Annotated in this window: 19 protein-coding genes; all 19 read right to left on the bottom strand. The window is 42.3% G+C overall.

Features of this window, described 5'->3' with window-relative positions; all coding sequences use genetic code 11:
• Positions 1-120: 120 nt before the first annotated feature.
• A complete protein-coding gene (locus tag MKY15_RS00540; RefSeq protein ID WP_342538719.1) occupies positions 121-552 on the bottom strand; it encodes a RicAFT regulatory complex protein RicA family protein in 432 nt (143 codons plus the stop codon).
• A complete protein-coding gene (gene miaB, locus MKY15_RS00545; protein ID WP_342538720.1) occupies positions 552-2,093 on the bottom strand; it encodes a tRNA (N6-isopentenyl adenosine(37)-C2)-methylthiotransferase MiaB in 1,542 nt (513 codons plus the stop codon). Before miaB ends, MKY15_RS00540 begins: the two co-directional genes overlap by 1 nt.
• A 348-nt stretch (positions 2,094-2,441) precedes the next feature.
• Positions 2,442-2,714: a stage V sporulation protein S gene (locus MKY15_RS00550; RefSeq protein ID WP_067211081.1), complete on the bottom strand. Its 273-nt coding sequence runs from the start codon at positions 2,712-2,714 to the stop codon at positions 2,442-2,444.
• 86 nt (positions 2,715-2,800) lie between these two features.
• Positions 2,801-3,598 carry a TIGR00282 family metallophosphoesterase gene (locus MKY15_RS00555; RefSeq protein ID WP_342538721.1) on the bottom strand — a complete coding sequence of 266 codons (798 nt, stop codon included), beginning with the start codon at positions 3,596-3,598 and terminating at the stop codon, positions 2,801-2,803.
• A gap of 64 nt (positions 3,599-3,662) precedes the next feature.
• Positions 3,663-5,222, bottom strand: a complete 1,560-nt coding sequence (gene rny / locus MKY15_RS00560; protein WP_067211083.1) for a ribonuclease Y — start codon at positions 5,220-5,222, stop codon at positions 3,663-3,665.
• A 246-nt stretch (positions 5,223-5,468) separates the two neighbouring features.
• A complete protein-coding gene (recA, locus tag MKY15_RS00565) occupies positions 5,469-6,527 on the bottom strand; it encodes a recombinase RecA (RefSeq protein ID WP_067211085.1) in 1,059 nt (352 codons plus the stop codon).
• Positions 6,528-6,703: 176 nt separating this feature from the next.
• Positions 6,704-7,957, bottom strand: coding sequence for a competence/damage-inducible protein A (locus tag MKY15_RS00570; RefSeq protein WP_342538722.1), 1,254 nt, complete (start codon positions 7,955-7,957; stop codon positions 6,704-6,706).
• A gap of 14 nt (positions 7,958-7,971) precedes the next feature.
• Positions 7,972-8,550, bottom strand: coding sequence for a CDP-diacylglycerol--glycerol-3-phosphate 3-phosphatidyltransferase (pgsA, locus tag MKY15_RS00575; RefSeq protein ID WP_067211090.1), 579 nt, complete (start codon positions 8,548-8,550; stop codon positions 7,972-7,974).
• Positions 8,551-8,600: 50 nt separating this feature from the next.
• The gene (locus tag MKY15_RS00580; RefSeq protein ID WP_067211093.1) at positions 8,601-9,431 is read right to left on the bottom strand and encodes a helix-turn-helix domain-containing protein; all 831 of its coding nucleotides are present in this window, start codon (positions 9,429-9,431) and stop codon (positions 8,601-8,603) included.
• 52 nt (positions 9,432-9,483) lie between these two features.
• Positions 9,484-10,281 carry a DUF3388 domain-containing protein gene (locus MKY15_RS00585; RefSeq protein ID WP_067211096.1) on the bottom strand — a complete coding sequence of 266 codons (798 nt, stop codon included), beginning with the start codon at positions 10,279-10,281 and terminating at the stop codon, positions 9,484-9,486.
• A 285-nt stretch (positions 10,282-10,566) separates the two neighbouring features.
• Positions 10,567-11,301 carry an SDR family oxidoreductase gene (locus tag MKY15_RS00590; protein WP_342538723.1) on the bottom strand — a complete coding sequence of 245 codons (735 nt, stop codon included), beginning with the start codon at positions 11,299-11,301 and terminating at the stop codon, positions 10,567-10,569.
• Positions 11,298-12,596, bottom strand: a complete 1,299-nt coding sequence (locus tag MKY15_RS00595) for a pitrilysin family protein (RefSeq protein ID WP_067214010.1) — start codon at positions 12,594-12,596, stop codon at positions 11,298-11,300. The genes MKY15_RS00590 and MKY15_RS00595 overlap by 4 nt, the downstream gene beginning before the upstream one ends.
• A gap of 2 nt (positions 12,597-12,598) precedes the next feature.
• Positions 12,599-13,873, bottom strand: coding sequence for a pitrilysin family protein (locus MKY15_RS00600; protein WP_187045360.1), 1,275 nt, complete (start codon positions 13,871-13,873; stop codon positions 12,599-12,601).
• A 175-nt stretch (positions 13,874-14,048) separates the two neighbouring features.
• A complete protein-coding gene (locus MKY15_RS00605; protein WP_338655906.1) occupies positions 14,049-15,008 on the bottom strand; it encodes an ABC transporter permease in 960 nt (319 codons plus the stop codon).
• A gap of 1 nt (position 15,009) precedes the next feature.
• Positions 15,010-16,056, bottom strand: a complete 1,047-nt coding sequence (locus MKY15_RS00610) for an ABC transporter permease (protein ID WP_187045362.1) — start codon at positions 16,054-16,056, stop codon at positions 15,010-15,012.
• Complete coding sequence (locus MKY15_RS00615) at positions 16,046-17,602, bottom strand: ABC transporter ATP-binding protein (RefSeq protein WP_187045363.1); 1,557 nt, start codon at positions 17,600-17,602, stop codon at positions 16,046-16,048. Before MKY15_RS00615 ends, MKY15_RS00610 begins: the two co-directional genes overlap by 11 nt.
• A 364-nt stretch (positions 17,603-17,966) precedes the next feature.
• Positions 17,967-19,037 carry a BMP family protein gene (locus MKY15_RS00620; protein WP_340740383.1) on the bottom strand — a complete coding sequence of 357 codons (1,071 nt, stop codon included), beginning with the start codon at positions 19,035-19,037 and terminating at the stop codon, positions 17,967-17,969.
• A gap of 48 nt (positions 19,038-19,085) precedes the next feature.
• Entirely contained in the window at positions 19,086-19,814 is a 729-nt protein-coding gene (locus MKY15_RS00625) for a GntR family transcriptional regulator (protein WP_067211112.1), read from the bottom strand.
• A gap of 164 nt (positions 19,815-19,978) precedes the next feature.
• The gene (locus MKY15_RS00630) at positions 19,979-22,312 is read right to left on the bottom strand and encodes a DNA translocase FtsK (protein ID WP_187045365.1); all 2,334 of its coding nucleotides are present in this window, start codon (positions 22,310-22,312) and stop codon (positions 19,979-19,981) included.
• Between the last annotated feature and the right edge of the window lie 47 nt (positions 22,313-22,359).

A 22,359-nucleotide genomic window follows, 5' to 3' on the forward strand; every position in this document is an offset into this window, starting at 1 on the left:
CTGACGTAAATTTTTCAGTTCGATTCCTCCTCCATTCGCTTCAATCCATCTTATGCAACAGAAGCCCAGAGAGTGAGAAAAATCGGCAGGAAATATTTTCCCACCGATTGGTATACTTACTTATAGTTTTTCATATGTCGTATTTTTTATATAAGAACCAGTTTCTCCACGTCTTACATCGCCATCTGTCGCTTTGATGATTTCATCTGTGACAGTGTTTGCGATTGTGTTCGATACAAGTTGAAGTAAATCATTCACTTCGCCTTGTGATTGTTTAAATTCCTGAACAATAGGAACTTCGTCAATATCACCTTGGATTTTTTCGATTTTACCTTCAATGATACCCAACGCTCTTTCTTTTCCGTACTGTTGGAAATTGACTGCCTGCTTTTGCAATGATTTTAGGCTTGCAATATTTTCACGGATTTTTTGATTTTCATTAATTTGCTCTTCTGCCCGCTTGAAAAACTCCACTTGTTCTGTGTTCGCAATCATTATTGCGATCTCGCGTGCTTTTGCGATAATTTCATCTTTTGAATATAACTTTTCCATTATGACATCACCTTTTCCTTTTCTACTACGCCGATAAACTCACCGTCGAGTGACCATGTTTTGGCCTCTATTATTTTCACATTAACTATTTTACCAATTACAGATTGGGGTGCTTTGAAATTGACGAGTTTGCTCTTCTCCGTATATCCAGCGAGAACTTCCGGATTACGCTTACTTTCGCCTTCAACAAGTACCTCAACGATTTTACCTTTGTAAGGTTTCATCGCTTCTGCGGATAATTCATTGACGACTTTATTTAATCGCTGTAAACGCTCTTTTTTCACGTCCATCGGAATATTGTCAGCCATTTTTGCAGCCGGCGTGCCATCCCGTGGCGAATAAATGTACGTGTAAGCAATATCGAAACCAACTTCCCTGTACAAGGATACTGTCTCTTCGAATTGCTCGTCCGTTTCATTCGGGAATCCAACGATAATATCCGTCGTTAATGTAACGTTCGGTATCGCTTTCTTAATTTTCCCCACGAGCTCAAGATAATGTTCACGTGAATATTTTCGCGCCATAATTTTCAAAATATCGCTGGAACCCGATTGAACGGGAAGGTGAATATGATCGACTAGATTGCCACCCTTCGCCAGCACTTCGATTAGATGGTCATCGAAATCACGGGGATGGCTAGTTGTGAAACGGATTCTCGGTATGTCGATTTTGCTTAAATCATCCATTAAATCGCCAAAACGATAACTCGTCTCGTCAAAATCTTTTCCGTACGCGTTAACGTTCTGACCAAGCAACGTAATTTCCTTATAGCCCTCTGCCGCTAACTGCCGTACTTCCTGGATAATATCTTGCGGACGTCTGCTTCGTTCCTTGCCCCTCGTGTATGGCACGATGCAATACGTACAAAACTTGTCGCAGCCATACATAATGTTGACCCAAGCCTTAATGTTTCCGTGACGGACTTTTGGAAGGTTCTCAATAATATCACCTTCTTTTGACCACACTTCTATGACCATTTCTTTTGATAAATAGGCCTCATTTAAAATATGGGGTAACCTGTGGATGTTATGTGTTCCGAAAATCATATCAACCTGATCATACTTTTTAAGAATTTTATTCACAACTGATTCTTCTTGCGACATACAACCACATACGCCGATTAAGACGTCAGGATTTCTTCTTTTCAACGATTGTAAATGACCTAGCTCCCCAAACACTTTGTTTTCGGCATTTTCACGAATGGCACATGTATTGAGCAACACGACATTCGCATCCTCAACGGTGTCTGTCGGTTCATATCCAAGGCCTATTAAAATACCAGCAATCACTTCTGTGTCATGTTCATTCATTTGGCAACCATATGTCCGTATATAAAACTTCCGATACGCCCCCATTTCACGGAAACGCTCGTCAATTTCAAAGTTATCGTAGTAAGCGATTTCTTCTTTGCCACGTTTTTTAGCGTCTTTCAAAGAAGGCGGTGCGTAGGCTGTCTGAAAATAGTGGCTATAGTCCTTGTCAGCAGTTTTTGCTAGTTTCGGCTTCACTAGTCCTTCATTTAATCGCTGTTCCTCGTTCATTTAACTTGTCCCCTTTCATACAAAGCCTTGGGAATTTTAACGTATGATTTCATTATACTTAATTGTTGACCACCTGTACAAGAAGTCAAAGCTTTGTCGGTTGTTTGTCACAGTTATGAAAAGCGGAAGGCGCCGTTTTAGACGCGACAGGCATAAGACGGAACGGCGAAGCGGCGTTCTTTGCCGCATAGCTGGGCTGGCTTATGACCCGAGCGTCTGGCGCCTGAAGCCTAGACACCATTCAAAGCTAAAAACTTAGTCTTATCTTCAAAAAAAGAACTTTCTCTCGTGATACAACTAAAAGACCACAGGAAATTAACTTATCCTGTGGTCTTGACTCTTTCTAATTTACATATTACGCTGTCGTTTTTCAACAAGTAATTTCAATGCTGTACGTCCTTCACCGTTAATCTCGATATCAGTGAAAGCGGGTGCACAGATGAGATCTCCGCCACTTGGAGCGACGAATCCACGTGCAATTGCAATTGCCTTTATTGCCTGATTTAAGGCACCAGCACCTACTGCCTGCATTTCTGCGTATCCCTGGTCCCGGATAACTGCAACGAGTGCTCCTGCAACAGAATTCGGATTCGAGCGAGATGATACTTTCAATGGGTTCAACATGATTCCTCCTTATTTTTCGGTGTCTATGGATCGGAAATCTCCATAAACCATCCTATGATTCGGAGGTGATGTTTAGACGCATGTCAGCCTTTGAATGTACGGTCAGCATTGATGGCAACACGTTCAACTCTGATAGCTTTTCCTGTTTCATCATCTAATACTGCAAAGAGTCCGTTCAATTGGGTACGTCCTGATTTAGGAACTTCAAAACGAACTGGTAAATTCGTACGGAAACGATAGATGACGTCTTCTTTTTTCATACCCAGGATTTCATCGTAAGGGCCCGTCATGCCGGCGTCAGTTAAATAGGCTGTTCCACCTTGCAGAATGCGGTCATCCGCTGTTTGGACATGCGTGTGCGTTCCTACAACAACAGATGCCTTCCCATCAAGATGCCAACCCATTGCGATTTTTTCACTTGTCGCTTCGGCGTGGAAATCAACGAAGACAAGCGGAGAAATCTCTCTTGCTTCCGCTACCAATTCCTCTGCCTTTTCAAACGGATCGCCGTGCGGAGGTAAAAATGTCCGGCCATGCAAATTGATGATAGATAATGTCACACCATTACGTGAAATTGTCGTCATCCCTTTACCAGGTGCTTCATCTGAAAAGTTCGCAGGACGGATAAGGTAATCTGTATCATCGATAAAATCGTAAATCTCTTTTTGGTCCCATGTATGATTACCCATTGTTACAACATCTACTCCAGCACGGAGCAGGTCATCGAATATCGCTTTTGTGATTCCTCTCCCGGCTGCTGCATTTTCCCCGTTCGCAATAATAACATCAGGGTTATACTTCCTTTTGAGTCGTGGTAAATAGTCAAATACCATATCTCGTCCTAGCGATCCTACAATATCACCTATAAATAATACTCTCATAAAATAATCTCTCCCAATAGAAAAAGAGGCTCCCGGACCGAAATGCACGGAAACCCCCTTTTCTTTATTTTGCGTATTCGACCGCCCGTGTCTCACGGATGACCGTTACTTTAATATGTCCTGGATAATCGAGCTCTTCTTCAATCCGTTTCCGGATATCTCGTGCTAGACGATGGGCTGTAATATCATCGATTTGGTCTGGGCGGACAATAATTCGAACTTCGCGTCCTGCCTGGATGGCAAATGATTTCTCCACACCGTCGTACGATTCAGAAATCTCTTCAAGTTTTTTCAGTCTGCGGATATAATTTTCAAGCGTTTCACTGCGCGCTCCTGGTCTTGCAGCGGATAATGCATCTGCTGCTGCAACCAATACGGCAATGACTGATGTCGCTTCAGTATCCCCATGATGGGATGCGATACTGTTAATAACAACAGGATGTTCTTTGTATTTCGTTGCAAGTTCAACACCAATTTCAACGTGACTTCCTTCTACTTCATGGTCAATCGCTTTTCCGATATCATGAAGGAGTCCAGCACGTCGTGCAAGCGTAACATCTTCTCCAAGTTCTGCCGCCAATAAACCTGCTAGATAAGCAACTTCTGTTGAATGCTTCAAGACGTTTTGGCCATAACTTGTGCGGAAACGCAATCTTCCGATGATTTTAATAAGATCTGGGTGTAGATTATGAATGCCAATATCGAAAGTTGTCTGTTCTCCAGTTTCGCGGATGAGTTCATCCACTTCACGTCTCGATTTATCAACCATCTCTTCAATGCGTGCTGGGTGAATTCGTCCATCTTGTACAAGTTTCTCTAATGCAAGTCGTGCAGTTTCCCGACGTACCGGATCAAAGCCTGACAAGATGACCGCTTCTGGAGTATCGTCGATTATTAGGTCAATTCCTGTCAACGTTTCGAGTGTTCGGATATTACGTCCTTCACGACCGATAATACGGCCCTTCATTTCATCGTTCGGTAGATTAACTACCGACACAGTCGTTTCAGCAACGTGGTCTGCTGCAAAACGTTGTAAAGCGATGGAAAGGATTTCACGCGATTTTTTATCCGATTCCTCTTTTGCTCGTTGCTCTGACTCTTTTGTCATTACAGCGATATCTGTAGCAAGTTCTTTCTCCACTTCACTAAGGATGAGCCTTTTCGCCTCATCACGTGTCAGTGATGATATCTTTTCAAGTTCAGTTTTCTGAACCGAAACAAGTTCTTCCGCTTTTTGTTCCATCTGTTCGATATGCTGTTGTCTTCCGGTAAGCGCTTCTTCTTTGCGCTCCAGACCTGCGTCTCTTTTATTGAGAGCTTCATCTTTACGGTCATGATTTTCTTCCCGTTGCAAAAGACGGCTTTCTTGTTTTTGCAGTTCCGCCCTTCGTTCACGGATCTCTGATTCCGCTTCAATTCTCAGTTTGTGAGTTTCATCCTTCGCTTCTAGTAGTGCCTCTTTTTTAAGAGCATCCGCTTCACGCTTCGCCTCTTCGACGATTTGTTCTGCCGTAAATTTGGCACCACTCACTTTTGAATCGTTCACTTTCTTATTAAAGAAATAGGTAACAACGGCACCAACGAGCAGACCGAGCAAAGCGGAGATAATCAATCCTAATGACATCCAGGTCACCTCCTCTTGCTATTCTTTTCATTTTCAGTCGGCTCATATATCGACGTACAACATACTGCCAAATTCATTTCAATGGAATGAAATTATACAATTCTAATTGTATCTATGTAAATTTGACATGTCAAGGATACACAGGTCTTTGAGACACATTATTCTTGGAATAATAATAGTTTTTTCGGAGAATATATAAAAACCGATCACGCCCTACTAAGAGGACGAATCGGCTTTTTGTCTAACTTATTCTTCACCAAGTAGCAGTTCCAACTCTTCGTCTTCGTCTACTTCATGAGCACCAATCACATAGTTTGAGCTTGCAAGTCCATATGATTCACGAATTTTGTTGGCGATTTCCGAACGGATATCCGGGTTTTCTTTCAAGAATTGTTTCGAATTCTCTCGTCCCTGTCCGAGTCGTTCTCCTTCATAGGAATACCAAGATCCACTCTTCTGGACAACTTCGGCTTCGGCACCAAGGTCGATAATTTCTCCTTCTCGGGAAATTCCTTCTCCGTACATAATATCAACTTCCGCTGTTTTAAACGGAGGTGCAACTTTATTTTTCACAACGCGGATTCGTGTTTTATTTCCCACTATGTCATTGCCTTGTTTAATCGCTTCTCCACGTCTTACATCTAGGCGTACTGAAGAGTAGAATTTCAATGCGCGCCCGCCTGGAGTTACTTCAGGGCTTCCGAACATAACGCCGACTTTTTCACGGATTTGGTTAATGAATATCGCGATTGTGTTTGACTTATTAATGGCGCCGGAAAGTTTACGCAATGCTTGTGACATAAGACGGGCTTGTAACCCGATATGCGAATCTCCCATCTCGCCTTCAATCTCTGCTTTAGGTACAAGCGCAGCAACGGAGTCCACGACAAAAATATCAACTGCCCCGCTTCGTACAAGCGCTTCAGCGATTTCAAGCGCTTGCTCTCCCGTGTCAGGCTGAGAAAGTAATAATTCATCGATATTAACGCCTAACTTACGCGCATAAATCGGATCGAGCGCATGTTCAGCATCGATGAATGCAGCAGTTCCTCCAGCTGCTTGTACTTCTGCAATGGCATGAAGGGCAACAGTCGTTTTACCAGAACTTTCAGGTCCGTATATTTCAATGACACGGCCGCGTGGATATCCGCCTATGCCGAGTGCAGCATCAAGAGCAAGGGAGCCCGTAGAAGAAGTTTCAACTTCCAGGTTTGTTTTTTCACCCAGTTTCATAATAGATCCTTTACCAAACTGCTTTTCTATTTGTTTTAACGCCATTTCTAAGGCGGCTTTACGATCGCTCAATTTATTTCCTCCCTCAAGGTAATGTTTCTGTTTTTCTTACTACCTCTAGTATACTCCTTTAATGAGAAATACTCAATCAAAAAGCGAACATTTATTCGATTAATTTTCTCGAATTAAATATATAAGTGAGAATACCTGGGTGTTTAACATTTTTAATTGAGAAAACGGCTTAAATCTTAACTTTGGCCTTCTTTTGTAGTTAGGTGTTTAATCAGATAATAGAGCGCAAATCTTGCTGCTCTGAGACGGTTTGCGTTTCTTGAACCCGATAGTAACAACTTAAATGTCTCTGTCTCTGCATTCGTAGAAGCGATACCAATCCACACAGTGCCGACTGGCTTCCCATCATGTGGATCTGGGCCAGCCGCACCTGTTAAACCAATTCCAATATCCGATTTGAACGTTCGTTTCACGTTTTCCGCAAGGGCAGCCGCGCATTCTGCACTGACGACACCATACTCCGCAAGTAGGGACTGCTCAATACCAAGTTGTTCTACTTTCGATTTCTCATTGTAGACGACAATGCCACCTTCTAGTGACGAACTAATCCCTGGTTCACCGGCCAGTTCTGCCATAAATAGACCTGCCGTCAGACTTTCCGCAGCAGCTATTGTCCAACCGTTTCGAATGAGAAGTTCTGCAGCTTTGGATGCCAATGTATCATCATCAGTTCCGTAGATGTAGTCTCCAACTAGTAAACGTATCTCCTCTTCTATAGGCGCAATCAGCTTCAACGCTGCATCGGTCGTTTTTGCTTTTGCAGTGAGGCGCAATGTGACCGCGTCAGCTGTTGCCAGCGGAGCAACTGTCGGATTCGTTTGTTTTTCCAAAATAGATTGAATCCGGTGTTCAAGCTCCGCCTCCCCAATACCGTAAAACTTCAGAACTCGCGATGTGATAACTTCCTGTTTGCCAGTAACACCTAACAAATAAGGAATCGCCTCATCCGTAAACATCGGCTCCATTTCATGCGGTGGACCTGGGAGAAGGATATAGCGTACTTCATCCTTTTCAACAGCCATTCCGGGTGCCATTCCTTTTCGGTTTGTTAAGACTTTCGCGCCTTTAAACACTAGTGCCTGTTTCTTATTATTCTCCGTCATAACCCTACCGCTACGTTCGAAATATTGCTGAATATAAAGAAGTGCCTCGTCATCGCTGACTAATGTTGTACCGATATGTTTCACGATGGTTTCTTTTGTCATGTCATCTTTCGTCGGTCCAAGTCCGCCTGTAAAGATTAGAATATCTGCACGTTTCATTGCAATTTCAATCACTTCATCCAAACGATCCGGGTTGTCGCCCACAACCGTCTGATAATGAACATCGATACCAATTTCTGCGAGTTTTAACGAAATGAATTTAGCGTTCGTATTCGTAATTTGTCCAAGTAATAACTCTGAGCCAATTGCAATAATTTCTGCCTTCATAGCTACTCATCCCCTTACATTGAATCAACCAGTACACGTCTGTTTTTATAGAAGTAATCGAAACCTGACCAAATTGTAAAGAAGAGCGCGATGTAAAGCATGATGACACCGAATGGTACACCAATCGACTCGAAAAATATATTATTCAACAACAGCGAAGTAATGGCTAAGATTTGTGCCACCGTTTTAATTTTCCCGAGCTGGTTGGCCGCTACGACTTCCCCGCCGCCTGCAAGGATAAGCCTAAGACCCGTCACAGCGAATTCCCGGCTAATAATAATGATGACAATCCATGACGGTGCTATTCCAAGTTCAACAAGTATGATCAAAGCAGCAGAAACAAGCAATTTGTCCGCCAGCGGATCCAAAAATTTCCCCATATTGGTAACAAGATTATTTTTCCGAGCGATATACCCATCAAGCCAATCTGTTATAGATGCAATAATAAAAATAAGTCCACCGATTAAATGTTCTTTCATCATTTCTGTACCAGCGATAGTTATAGTGCCCAATTTAAAATCAACCAGCATGAAAACCATAAAAACTGGAATGAGCAGAACGCGTGATACGGTTATTTTGTTTGGCAAATTCATAAAATACACCTTTCCTTTCAAAGAAAATAGTCATCTAAAGTAGATGACTATTACTCTTTCTTGTATTCAATCATAATATTTTGTGGAACAGTATCCTGTGGTGGCACACCGTATTCAAGTAACACACCGTTGACATATATTTCTGTAGACTTAGGACGCCCAACACGGATTCGTACAGAATCGGTAGCCGTCACATCAAATTCAATCGATTCCCCTGCTACCATAATACGTGCAGGTGTCATCCATTCTTTTCCGGAATTATCTTTTACACCAATCCAAGATCCCCCGGTTAAACGGATTTCAAGTTTGAACGATTCTGCTCCAGTTAGTCCGTACACTGATGTTTCTCCGCTTGCGCTTTCAAAAGCTAAAGTCTGTTCCGGTTTTTCCGGTTCTACCTCTTCCTCCACAGGCTTTTCTTCTACTTTTTCCGTGTCTTTCTTAGGAGGAGTTGGTTTACTATTTTCCATTATTACCGGTTGATTCGTTTCGACGCCATTCACATCATCTTTCTTGCCAGATGACCCTTGATAGAGGGTCCAAATAACAACCACTATAACGATAATAAATAAAGCGACGATGATTTTCGGCATCATTTCATTTAACTGATCATTATTTCTTAAACCTCTTTTACGTGTCAATGTCGACGAAGCACGCTGACCCGCCTCTTCCTCGGATGGCACTTCAGGAGACGTATTTTTATACATAGATAGCATTTCATCAGAATCTAGACCTACTGCCTCTGCATATTGTTTGATGAATGCCCGTACATAAAAAGATCCAGGCATCATGCTGTAATCTTCATTTTCGATACCGGAGAGGTACCGTTTCTGTATTTTCGTTATTGACTGTAAATCATCCAATGTAAATCCTTTAGCCATTCTCGCCTGCTTGAGACGATCACCTAATCCGGTCACCAAAAACACCTGCCTATCAGAAGTTGAATAAACCCGATCCATCCGTTATTCCATGGTCGGACATCATATGGTTTTTTTCCATCATTTCATATGTAATTTCTTGATCTGGTTCTGTTCTTAATTCAATAATATAATCAAAGTCTTCAATACTGTATTCCGAATGCTGAACAAACATATCCGGATGCTCCACAACTTTTATAGAGGGCATTCGCATCATTTCCCTGACAAGTTGCATGTGACGTTCGTCCTCCGCCTTACGCGTAACGATACCGTCCAAGATGAAAATATTATCTTTTGAAAACTCATCGCCCGCTAAGTTTTTCCGCAACGTTTGCTTAATCATCGTCGACGAAAGGAATATCCACTTTTTATTAGCACAAACACTTGCCGCTACGACTGATTCCGTCTTCCCTACTCGTGGCATCCCGCGAACACCAATCAATTTATGGCCTTCCTGTTTGAATATTTCAGCCATGAAATCAACAAGAATCCCAAGGTCATTTCGAAGGAAACGGAACGTTTTCCTTTCGTCTGCATCACGCTGTATATAACGTCCGTGCCTGACCGCTAGAATATCGCGCAACTTTGGCTCACGGATTTTTATTACATGAATCGTTTCCATCGTCTCGGCGATTTGTTCAAAACGCGCTATCTGGTCGTCGTTGTCAGTTCGTAGCAGCATTCCACGATGTCCGCCATCAACACCATTAATTGTAACAATGTTCACGCGCAACATTCCGAGCAACGACGAAATATCACCCAGAAGGCCAGGCCGGTTAACCTGAATTTCATATTCAAGATACCATTCACCCATCAGACACACACTCCTTTGTCCTTTTTTTTGAACACGCACTACTATATGACGCACAAGAAGTAATATAGTTCTATGATAGCTGATTAAATGCATTATGAAAAGGAAAAAGGGGATTGTTTTAATCCCCTTCCCCAATCAATTACATTGCGTACAAATTTTGAATTGCGCTTGCATGCCTCCATGATGCAGGTATGCTACGGGGAGGGATTGAACTACATCCCCCCTTGTTGCCTTTCCACGCACTTCAAAATTCGTGCTATCACCGGAGGCTTAAACTGAATTAAGTTAAATATACCAGCCGCCGTTCACTTTCATAATTTCACCTGTCATATAATCCGCCTTGCCGCTTAACAGGAAATTAACTGCTTCAGCGACATGTGCTGGTGTCCCGGAACTCATAAGTGGTATTTCATCGATAACCATCTGTCGTTCATCTAATGGTATGTCACTATTCATTCGCGTTTCTATCCACCCAGGCGCCACAGCGTTGACGCGTATTCCTGAAAAGGCGGCTTCTTTCGCGTATGCTTTCACAAATGCGTGTTGCGCCCCCTTCACAGCGGAGTACATCACTTCTCCTGCCGCCCCCGTATTACCCCATATCGAGCCAATCATGACAACGTACGATTGCTCAAACTTGCGTAATTGTGGAAATACCAGACTTATAAATCGTGCGGGGTTTTGTACATGGACTTTCCATAGTGCATCCATGTCTTCAGTGCTTGTTTCCGTCAACAGTTTCATCATCGATTGCCCATTTGCAACAACAACAGCACTAATAGTACGAACTTGTTGGACGAGTAATTCTGCTCCATCTTGTGCACTGAAATCTGCTTGGACTGTTTTAAAACTCAATTGCGGATAGGTCATACTCAGTTCCTGCTTCAAAAGAGTAGCATGTGCAGCATTTTCATTGTAATGAAGGAATAGCGACCAGCCTGCAGCCGCTAATGTTCGACTAATCGCATCGCCTATTCCACCTGATGCACCAAGTACAACGCAGTATTTCTGTTCCGTCATTCTGCCTTATCAGCTGGAACAATTGAATAGACCGTATAACCGCTTTCATCCGAAAACGTTTGGAATGCATCTTTCAAGTTTTCGAGCGTTAATTTCTCAAGTGTTGGAACAACATCGAACAAATTCATGTTGTTAAACGTATAGCGAGTAAACTGGTTGGCGATAAACTCCGGAGAATTCAAAGAACGCATGAATTGACCAATTTTCTTTTTCCTCATTCGATTAAGTTCCAAGTCCGTGATTGGCCATGTTTCAACGGTGTTTTTCACAGTTGTTCGGATTGCTTTTTCGAGTTGTTCCGGCTGGTCTGTATCAGAACCAATCATTGCGAAACCGAAGCCATTCTCCATTGTAAAATCATAAGAAAACGACTCATCAATAAGTCCATCATTATACGTTTCTGTATAGAATTCGGATGATCTGCCAAACAGGATATCCAGAACTAGACCCGCTGAAAGTTCCTGAATGAGCATCTCTTCTCCATCAATATCTGTATTAGTACATTTCATACCAATATTCAATTTCGGCTTCGATACGTCCATTGCAAGCTTCCGCTCAGTGATTGCTGCGGTATCCTTTTCAGTAGGGAAACTACGTACAATTTCTGCAGGATCATCGAATGTTTTTGCATCTTGATTTTTCTTGATGAATGCCATCATCTCTTCCGGATCAACAGCACCTACAACGAAAAGCACCATGTTGGACGGATGATAGAACGTTTCATAGCATTCATACAAATAGTCCGCCGTGATATCTTGAATCGATGCGACCGTACCAGCGATATCAATTTTCACGGGATGTTCATGAAACAGGTTTTCGATCGTACCGAAATAGAGACGCCAATCCGGCTGATCATCATACATCGTTATTTCCTGGGCAATAATACCCTTCTCTTTATCAACAGTCTTTTCCGTGAAGTACGGCTCCTGTACAAAATCAAGAAGAATTTCAGTATTGTCATATAATTTATCCGTAGCAGAGAACAAATAAGCAGTTCGTGTGAATGATGTAAACGCATTGGCAGATGCACCGTGCACACTAAACTTTTGGAATACGTCCCCATCTTCTTTTTCGAACATTTTATGCTCTAGGAAATGGGCAATGCCATCAGGAACTGTCACTTCCTCTGTTTTTCCACGCGGGATAAATGTCCGGTCGATTGAACCATATTTAGTCGTGAACGTCACGAATGTTTTCGAAAATCCACGTTTCGGTAAAATATAGACGTCCAAACCATTGTCGAGTTTTTCATTATATAATGTTTCCTGTAAATTATCGAAGTGAATATTCTTCATCATTAATTAGCCTCCTTGCCCGATAACAGATAGACGATTTCTAGTTTAATTTCAGATGCCATATTTTTAACATCGTCTTTTGTAACGGATTCCCAGCCTGCAATGATTGTATCTGCTGTGAAATTTTCATCCAGCTCTTTGTATTGATCAAATACTTCAATCTGTCCTCTTGCAGAATCAAACGCACTTTTAATACCGTTAGCAAGTAAGGCTTTTGTCTGTTCCATTTCAAGGTCTGTAATTTCACCTTGTTGAAGTGCAGTAAGTTGTTCACTAATAAGTTTTACGGCTTTTTCTTCCAGTTCAGCATCAATTCCCGCCATTACATAGAGAAGTCCATAATGCGAAGAATAGGAACTAGATGCGTAATACGCCATGCTTTCTTTTTCACGGACGTTAATGAAAAGCTTACTATGCGCAAAACCGCCGAAAACTCCGTTTGTCATTTGCATTTTCGCATAATCAGGGTGACGGAATGTAACTGGAGTGGTGAAGCCTAAATGGAGTTTTCCTTGTTTCATGTCTTGTTTTTCGCGAACATGACGGACTTCCCTTTCTTGAGTCGCCGTTTGTTGTGTAGCAGTTTGACGTTCATGCACTTTACGGCTATTGAATGTTAATAGTGACCTGATTTTTTCTGTCATTTCATCTTCGTCAATGTCACCGACAACGTAGATATCAATTTCATCTTCGTTTAGCATACTTTCGTATGCTGCAAATAGGTCTGCAGATGTAAGTGCATCTACATCCTCTTCCGTTCCATATGACGGTGCAGATGCGGCGCTATCGGGACGTAATAATTCAAGCATACGCTTTTGAGCATAACGTGTCTTGTCATCGTAAAGCGAACGAATTCGCTCTTTCACTGACCTTTTTTCACGGTTAACAACTGTTTCATCGAACTGTCCGTCCACGACATTCGGGTCAAAAATGACTGTTTTGATCAAGCTTAGTACTTCTTCAAGCACGCCACCTTCAGATAGATATTCGTCATTTACACATTCAGCTGATAGAGACACGATATGCGTTTCTCCACGTTTTCCAGCATCTGTGTACAATACTGTTCCGTATAATTCATCTAACGCATTGCGGAACTCAGTTTGTGACCTATATCGACCGTTAGATTCTTCTAAAATATTCGCCAATACTGCGCGAGGAGCCGATTTCTTTTCATCAAGAGCCGTTTTCCACTTGACCGAGAAATTGACAGTTTTGAACTGTTCTGACTTGCGGATATATAATGTGACGCCCTCTTGTAGCTCAACTTTTTTGAACATATAAACACCTCTGTTTTAGTTAATATGCGGAATCCTCACTTCACTATACATTCCATAAGTCAAAAGATGCAAATAAACTAGCGGATGCATCGTAACTTATATGAAATATCGTATGCTGAAGGCCCAAAAATGCCCCTAAGTCCAACGTAACAGACTATCGGGGCATTTTCACTTTTTAACGATTTCCTTTGATATACGGTTGTCCACTCGCTTTTGGTGCATTTGCTCTTCCAATGAATCCTGCTAGCGCAAGAATGGTTAATGCATACGGCAAAATGTGGAAATAAACAGCCGGAACATTTTCCAAGTACGATATGCTTGATGAACTGATAGCAAGTGCTTGTGCGAAACCAAAGAACAATGCAGCTCCCATTGCACCAATCGGATGCCATTTACCAAAGATCATTGCAGCAAGTGCCATGAATCCTTGTCCGTTAATTGTCGCATGACTGAAATCATTCGTCATTGTTTGAGAATAGATAGCGCCACCAATACCAGCAAGACCACCTGAAATGATAACCGCAATATAGCGAATTTTAGTTACGTTGATGCCCATTGTATCAGCAGCCATCGGGTGTTCCCCAACCGACCTTAGACGAAGACCAAATGGTGTTTTATAAATGATGAACCAAGCTAAAAAAGCAAGGCCAATTGCCAATATCGATGAACCATAAATCCCAGTGAAAAACATTGGTCCGATAACCGGAATGTCATGTAAAATTGGAACGTTGAAACGCGGAATGCTTTGTTGGATGAAATCCGTCTGTCCTTTGTCAAAAATCATTTTTACAGAGAACAAAGCAATAGCAATCCCTAGCATGTTAATGGCAACCCCTGATACTACTTGGTCAGCACGGAATGTAATCGATGCGACCGCGTGCATAATGGAGAAGATTGCGGAAACAACCATTGCTACAAGTAAGGCAAGCCATGGTGTCCAAGAACCAAATGTATCGGCATAAGTTAGATTGAATATAATACCGATAAAAGCACCCATTACCATGAGTCCTTCAAGCCCAATGTTAACTACACCTGCACGTTCCGAGAACACGCCTCCGATTGCAGTGAAAATAAGAGGGGCAGCGTATGAAATGGTTAACGGAATGATGAAATAAATTATCTCAAGAAAACTCATATCATTTTGCCTCCTTTTTCTTTTTCATCTTGCTAAGAAGAACACGGATGATATAGCCCGATGCAACAAAGAATATGATAAGTGCAATTACAATTGAAACAATTTCAACTGGCACCCCTGCCTCATTCGGCATATTTCCGGCTCCGTATTTTAACGAACCAAACAAGGATGCCCCGAAGATAACACCTATTGGCGTATTAGCACCTAATAGTGCAACTGCAATCCCGTCAAACCCAATACCTGTGAATGCACTACGCGTCACCATATTACCAAATGTCCCAAGAGCTTCCATCGCTCCTCCAAGCCCTGCAAAAGCGCCAGAAACAACCATTGAAAGAATAATGTTCTTTTTCACATTCATTCCCGCATATTGAGAAGCATGGTCGTTAAATCCGACCGATTTTAGCTCATATCCAGTTTTCGTTTTCTCCAAAATGAACCACATAACTGCAACCATCGCCAGTGCGACAAAGATTCCGTAGTGCAATGTAGAGAAGTCAGTTAGATTAGATAAGAATTCTGAACGTAACGATGCCGTCTGGTGGATTTTTTCTGTCTTATATCCACCTTCAGAAACCGCTTTTATCAACGCATTTACTGTATGAAGTGCGATGTAGTTCATCATTATTGTAACAATAACTTCGTGTACATGAAGCGTTGCTTTTAAAATACCTGGAATCAGTCCCCATAGTGCTCCTGCTAATGCTGCTGCAATAAGGGCAAGTGGTAAGTGGATAAATTTCGGTAATTCAAATGCCATACCGACATATGCCGCTGCAAACCAACCAACAATCAATTGTCCTTCTACCCCAATATTGAAAAGCCCTGAACGGAATGCAAATGCAACCGCAAGACCCGCTAGTATATAAGGGCTTATTTGCCTGATTGTTTCTCCGATAGAATACATATCCCCGAAGATCCCTTTCCATAACGCGATATAGCCAGCAACCGGATCGTATCCGCTGAACCACATTACGGCTGCTCCCACTAACAATCCCAAAATAATCGAGATGATGGGTACCAGTATATTTACAAACCTATTCGACATGGTTATCATCACCTTCTTTCAGCGTAACAGCGCCCTTGTCCCTGGAGTGTCCTGCCATAAGAAGGCCGAGTTGCTGCTCTGTTGTTTCCGTTGGAATAACTGTATCAACGATTTCTCCGTCATAAATAACTGCAATTCGGTCAGAAACGTTCATGACCTCATCTAGTTCAAATGAAATGAGAAGAACTGCTTTTCCATTATCACGTTGTTCAATTAACTTTTTATGAATGAATTCAATTGCACCAACATCAAGACCACGTGTTGGAAGTGCTGCAATCAGTAATTCCGGGTTACGATCTACTTCTCGTCCAATAATAAGTTTTTGCTGATTACCGCCTGAAAGCGAACGGACTAACTCATGCTCACCTTGTGTCCGCACGTCAAACATGTCGATGATTTCTTTTGCTTTCTTAGATACGAGTTTATAATTCATAATGCCTTTTTTGGATAAAGGTTCTTTGTAATACGTTTGCAACGCCACATTATAGCCAACAGTGAAATCGAGAACAAGGCCATGCTTATGGCGGTCTTGCGGAATATGACCGAGACCGGATTCTGTTATTTCACGTGGCTTTTTCCCAGTTACATCCTTTGAATCTATGAAAATTTTTCCACTTTTCACTTTACGAAGACCCGCGATTGCCTCAATCAATTCTGACTGTCCATTGCCGTCAATTCCCGCGATTCCTACGATTTCACCTTTACGAACGGATAGATTTAACCCTTTCACTTTCGGTATACCGCGATAATCTTCAACAACTAGGTTTTCTACATGGAGAACTTCTTCGGCCGGATAGGACGGCCCTTTTTCCGTTTTAAATGTTACTTGACGTCCTACCATCAATGTTGCTAGCTCTTCCGGATTTGTTTCTGAAGTAATAACTGTTCCAATCCCTTTACCTTTGCGGATAACCGTCACCCGATCGGAGACATCCATTATTTCCTGAAGTTTGTGTGTGATGATGATAATCGATTTTCCTTCTTCAATCAGTTTCTTCATAATTGAAATTAATTCCGTGATTTCTTGCGGTGTCAAAGATGCAGTCGGTTCATCGAAAATAAGAATTTCTGCTCCACGATAAAGCGTTTTCAAAATTTCTACCCGCTGTTGCATACCGACCGATATATCTTCGATTTTTGCATAAGGATCTACATCAAGTCCATATAATTGCGAAATCTCGGCCACTTTTTTTGCAGCGTCTTTAACGTTGATCATGCCCATTTTTTTCGGTTCATTACCCAGAATAATATTTTCAGTGACAGTTAGATTTTCAACAAGCATGAAATGTTGGTGAACCATTCCGATCCCCAATCTGTTCGCGACGTTCGGATCTGTAATAGCCGTCGCTGTTCCTCGTACCCGAATTTCTCCACCTTCAGGCTGGTAAAGCCCAAACAGCACATTCATTAACGTAGATTTCCCTGCTCCGTTCTCGCCTAATAAAGCATGGATTTCACCTTTTTCAAGCTGAAGCGTAATATCGTCGTTCGCAACAAAATTACCGAACTCTTTTCGAATATTCAACATTTCAATAACATATTCCACTGGGTCCACTCCCTCGCGTCTGCGTATGTAAGAATCAATCACGCCTCGGTGTGATTGCGTCAAGATTTTGAATTGAGCTTTTAACTCTCTACAAAATCTGTGACATCCGCCGGAGGCTTTGGGTTACAATTCAGCAGGGGTTTGAACCCCCACTGAATTGTAGGCTTCGTTTGCATTCATCTCACCATTTATAGAAGTGGGAGACTTCTGTTGCTGACACTTCGCTTTCAGTACAAAAAATTGCTGAATGAAGTTAAATTAACAGAAGAAAAGAAACCTCGAACGGCATCTTTTCTTCTAGTAATTTAAAGGAGAATCATGGAGACCGAAATAAATCGGCCTTCATGATTGCTTATTTCTTTTATTATTTTTTAGCTCTGAATTCTGGAACTTCGATTTCACCGTCGGCAATTTGCTTAGTGAATTTTTCAACTTCGTCTAATACATCTTGTGGAATTGCTCCGTGCGAATCAGCAAGTGCAATACCGTTGTCAGCAAGACCGAAAGTTGTTACTTCACCGCCAGGGAATTCGCCTTTAGCAGCTAGATCCGCCGTGTTTTTAACTGCAATGTCAACACGTTTAAGCATTGAAGTCAATGTAATGTTATCGTCGCCTACTTTACCTTCATCGTATTGGTCAGAGTCAACGCCGATTACCCATACATATGCATCTGGATCTGCTTTTTTACGTTCTTTAGCTTCAGAGAATACACCATTACCAGAACCGCCGGCAGCGTGGAAAATAATATCTACGCCTGAAGAGTACATACGGTTTGCTGTTGCTTTACCAAGTTCAGCTTTTGCAAAGTCGCCTGTATACTGTACATCCACTTTTATTTCAGGTTTCACTGCAGCAACACCTGCAATGAATCCAGCTTCAAAACGTTCGATAACGGGAATTTCCATACCGCCGACAAAACCGATTTTATCGGATTTCGTCATACGAGCAGCTGCAACACCCGCAAGGAATGCGCCTTCTTGCTCTTTGAACATAAGACTTGCTACGTTTGGAAGGTCAGAAACCTCGTCAACAAGTGCGAAATTGTTGTCAGGACGTTGTGTTGCAACTTCCTCGATTGACTCTTTCAAAAGGAAACCAATTCCATAGATTAGATCAAAATCACGTTGAACTAGTTTGTTTAAGTTTGGTAGGTATTCAGCGTCTTCTTTTGATTGTAAATAATCAAAACCGCCATCGCCTTTTGTATAGTTATTCTCTTTGCCGTATTCTTTAATTCCTGCCCAAGCAGATTGGTTGAACGATTTGTCGTCAACACCGCCTGTATCAGTTACCATTGCGATTGAAAAAGTATCTTCTTTCGAACCGTTTGTAGTACCTTCTTTGTCTTTCGCTTTATCCGTTCCGCATGCGCCAAGTAGTGTGCTTGCAGCTAGAACCATCGATAAAGCTAAACCAAATTTACGTTTGCCCATTGTTGGAACCCCCTTGTTTTCTTCATATTAGTAGGACGTATTAACGTCTTATACCCTTTTGCGTACTACGTGGAAGCTGAATTTATCAGCTCGAAAATAATTTTTCGAGTAGAGGACCATTTCGCCTTCCTCACTGTAATGATGTTGTCGGAGGACAAGGAGTGGAACGTCAATCCCACACCTCAGGATGGACGATGCTTCATCATCGTATCCAACAGGTTCAATGTGCGCCACAGCTTGAACAATACGGATTGTACCTGACTTTTCGATTGCGTCGAATAGGGAATTATTCAATAACTCGTCCGTTCCAGACGAAAGATTTTTTGAAAGAACCTTATCAATACAATAGACGACCGGGTCGCCGTCCGCAGTCCTTACTCTTTTAATTGTAACTAGACGCTCATCTTCACTACATCCGAACTTTGCGATACTTTCATCACATGGTATCGTCTCTAAAACGTCCATAAAAATCGTTCCTGGCTCCATCCCCGCATCACGAATCATAGAAGAAACACTGGTTAAGTTTTCAATGCCAGATGAAAACAATGGTTTTGGTTTAACGAATGTTCCAACACCATGTTTACGGACAATGACTTTATCCTCCTCTAATACACGAAGTGCTTCACGGAGTGTTGCACGGCTGACACCCAACGTACGAGCGAGTTCAAATTCCGAAGGGAACCGCTCATTCTCTTTGAATATTCCCGATTCAATGTCCTTTTTCAGACGTTCAATCACCTGGACATATAGATGCCTTTGGTCCGCCTTTACCATCATTACATCTCCCCCTCAACGAGGTCAGACCTCTGATGTTAAACGTCACTACTAATCATCCATACTATATCACTTTCGTCATATAAAATAAACAATACTTCGAAAAATATTATCAATGTGTTCTTTTGATGTGCTCAAATATACCTATTCTGCCATTCTTTTCAGGATTAAATATCCGTTTCGTCCTTACTCATTAGCACTTGACGCGGTTTACTGCCTTCAGGTGGTCCTACAATACCCCGCATCTCCATCTGATCTACAATGCGTGCGGCTCTCGAATAGCCGACCCTGAAACGACGCTGCAATAAGGAGACGGAAGCTGTCTGCATGTCCGTCACAAGTTGAACAGCTTCATCGTAATAGTCATCCGTTTCTTCATGTGGTGCTACTTCTTCTATTTCTGTTGGAATCATTTCTTCTTGATATTGAGCTTTCTGCTGCTCAATAACAAAATCGACAACTGCCTCAACTTCTGCATCCGTCACGAACGCCCCTTGAATCCGGACCGGTTTTGCGACACCCGCCGGAAGGAACAGCATGTCCCCCCTACCAAGTAGTTTTTCCGCACCGCCGCCATCCAAAATTGTTCTTGAATCGATTGACGATGACACTGCAAATGCAATCCTAGATGGGATGTTCGCTTTTATGATGCCTGTTATAACGTCAACACTCGGTCGTTGTGTCGCAATGATCAAGTGAATCCCAGCAGCACGGGCCATTTGTGCGAGCCGTGTGATTGAATCTTCCACATCGCTGGAGGCGACCATCATGAGGTCCGCGAGCTCATCCACAATAACGACGATGTACGGCATGCGTGGATGCTTTTCCTCATTCTCTTCGTTCCAGACTTCGATATGTTCATTGTATCCTTCAATATTTCTAGTTCCTGTGTGAGAAAACAATTCGTAACGTCTTTCCATTTCAGAAACAACTTTCTTCAGTGCTTGAGATGCTTTCCGTGGATCCGTGACGACGGGGGCAAGCAAGTGTGGAACACCGTTATAGACATTGAGCTCAACCATTTTAGGATCGATCATCATCATTTTCACTTCATGCGGTTTTGCACGCATTAAGATACTGACAATAATGCCGTTGATACATACACTTTTACCACTACCTGTTGAACCGGCAATCAGAACGTGCGGCATCTTATTCAATTCTGCCAGCATCGCCTGTCCTGTTACGTCACGCCCTAGTGAAATCATTAATTTTGAATCAGGACGATTATTCTCTTTTGCTTCAATGACTTCCCTCAGACTGACAACAGCAACCGAACTGTTTGGGACTTCGATACCGATTGCAGACTTCCCTGGAATCGGGGCTTCGATACGAATTCCACTTGCTGCTAGTGCAAGTGCTATGTCGTCAGCGAGGCTCACGATACGGCTTACTTTGACGCCCGTATCCGGTAACACTTCATACTTCGTGACAGCCGGTCCAAGATGCACCTCAGTAACCTTCGCTTTCACGCCGAAACTAAGGAAAGTTCGTTCAAGTTTTTGCGCATTCGCCTGAATCGAATTGTACTCTTCCGATTGATCGATAATGGGCGTTTGTTTCAGTAATGACGGTGGAGGCAAGATGTAAGATTCATTCTCCTCTTCTCCTGTGACACCTGTGTAAGCATTGACTTCTACGGCAACTTCCTGTTGTTCTTGTAGTTGCCCTTCTTCTACAACTGCCGCCTGCTCGTCCTCAACAGGCTTATCTCTCCTTTCACTAAAGGCCGAAATGATTGGTTGTGATACAACCTCTTCGATTTCCGGTTGGAGCGGAGGTAGATTTTGCACAGCTTGTTCATCAGCTGTATTAGCTTTTCTCTTCGAGCGAGTCGTTCTTGATTCGCTCGAAGATTTTTTAACTGCTGATCCTTTTTTGGGAATTGAATCTTTCATCGATTTAAGTAGTTTCGGGAAATGTTCGGCTGCATATGGAACAAGCGCTTTGCCCGTTAAGAGAACAATACCGATTAAAAACAATAAAATACCTGCAACTGTTGCCCCAGCCGAGTCAAACAGCGAGTAGAACATGGCAAATAGAATTGCCCCCGTCATTCCTCCCCCGAGCGCTCCACTCCTTGATGTGATGCCATCATTTGTGATAAGCACTTTCCATGTTTCTTTAAGCGCCGAATTCGACATAAGAACACGGCTTTCATACAGTTCCTTGAACAAATGGACATGACTAAACAGAACAAAACTTGCCAGGATGAATAAACATCCTCCTACAACACGGTTTCTCCAACCGCCTACCTTCTGTTTTATCATGAACATAAGTGCCTGAACAATGAGCAAGAGTGGGATCGCAACATGCCAGTTACCGAAAATAAATCTAGACAAAGAAGAGAGGCCTCTCCCAGCAATTCCGAATTCAAATATAATGATGATGGCAAGACCAATCATCACCAAGCCCATCACTTCATAGATCAACGGATGCAAATCGGATGACTTCTTTTTCTGCGCGGTTGATTTCTTTTTCTTCTTACTTGATTTTCTAGCCATGTATTTATGGTACCTCCTTTTCAAAAAAAGGGTTTCCCGCCGGTCAG

It is taken from the genome of Sporosarcina sp. FSL K6-1540 (assembly GCF_038620285.1).
GTDB lineage: Bacteria > Bacillota > Bacilli > Bacillales_A > Planococcaceae > Sporosarcina > Sporosarcina psychrophila.

Bases quoted from the DNA above. Each gene is read 5' to 3' on its own strand.
- miaB (WP_342538720.1), bottom strand. From the start codon at position 2,093: ATGAACGAGGAACAGCGATTAAATGAAGGACTAGTGAAGCCGAAACTA.
- MKY15_RS00585 (WP_067211096.1), bottom strand. From the start codon at position 10,281: ATGGGTGAATGGTATCTTGAATATGAAATTCAGGTTAACCGGCCTGGC.
- MKY15_RS00555 (WP_342538721.1), bottom strand. From the start codon at position 3,598: ATGAGAGTATTATTTATAGGTGATATTGTAGGATCGCTAGGACGAGAT.
- MKY15_RS00605 (WP_338655906.1), bottom strand. From the start codon at position 15,008: ATGAGTTTTCTTGAGATAATTTATTTCATCATTCCGTTAACCATTTCA.
- MKY15_RS00610 (WP_187045362.1), bottom strand. From the start codon at position 16,056: ATGTCGAATAGGTTTGTAAATATACTGGTACCCATCATCTCGATTATT.
- MKY15_RS00540 (WP_342538719.1), bottom strand. From the start codon at position 552: ATGGAAAAGTTATATTCAAAAGATGAAATTATCGCAAAAGCACGCGAG.
- rny (WP_067211083.1), bottom strand. From the start codon at position 5,222: ATGTCATTAGGATTGATTATCTCCGCTTTGCTCGGTCTGCTCGTTGGT.
- MKY15_RS00570 (WP_342538722.1), bottom strand. From the start codon at position 7,957: ATGAAGGCAGAAATTATTGCAATTGGCTCAGAGTTATTACTTGGACAA.
- MKY15_RS00590 (WP_342538723.1), bottom strand. From the start codon at position 11,301: ATGACGGAACAGAAATACTGCGTTGTACTTGGTGCATCAGGTGGAATA.
- MKY15_RS00620 (WP_340740383.1), bottom strand. From the start codon at position 19,037: ATGGGCAAACGTAAATTTGGTTTAGCTTTATCGATGGTTCTAGCTGCA.
- pgsA (WP_067211090.1), bottom strand. From the start codon at position 8,550: ATGAATTTGCCAAACAAAATAACCGTATCACGCGTTCTGCTCATTCCA.
- MKY15_RS00600 (WP_187045360.1), bottom strand. From the start codon at position 13,873: ATGTTCAAAAAAGTTGAGCTACAAGAGGGCGTCACATTATATATCCGC.
- MKY15_RS00580 (WP_067211093.1), bottom strand. From the start codon at position 9,431: ATGGCTAAAGGATTTACATTGGATGATTTACAGTCAATAACGAAAATA.
- MKY15_RS00625 (WP_067211112.1), bottom strand. From the start codon at position 19,814: ATGATGGTAAAGGCGGACCAAAGGCATCTATATGTCCAGGTGATTGAA.
- MKY15_RS00595 (WP_067214010.1), bottom strand. From the start codon at position 12,596: ATGAAGAATATTCACTTCGATAATTTACAGGAAACATTATATAATGAA.
- MKY15_RS00630 (WP_187045365.1), bottom strand. From the start codon at position 22,312: ATGGCTAGAAAATCAAGTAAGAAGAAAAAGAAATCAACCGCGCAGAAA.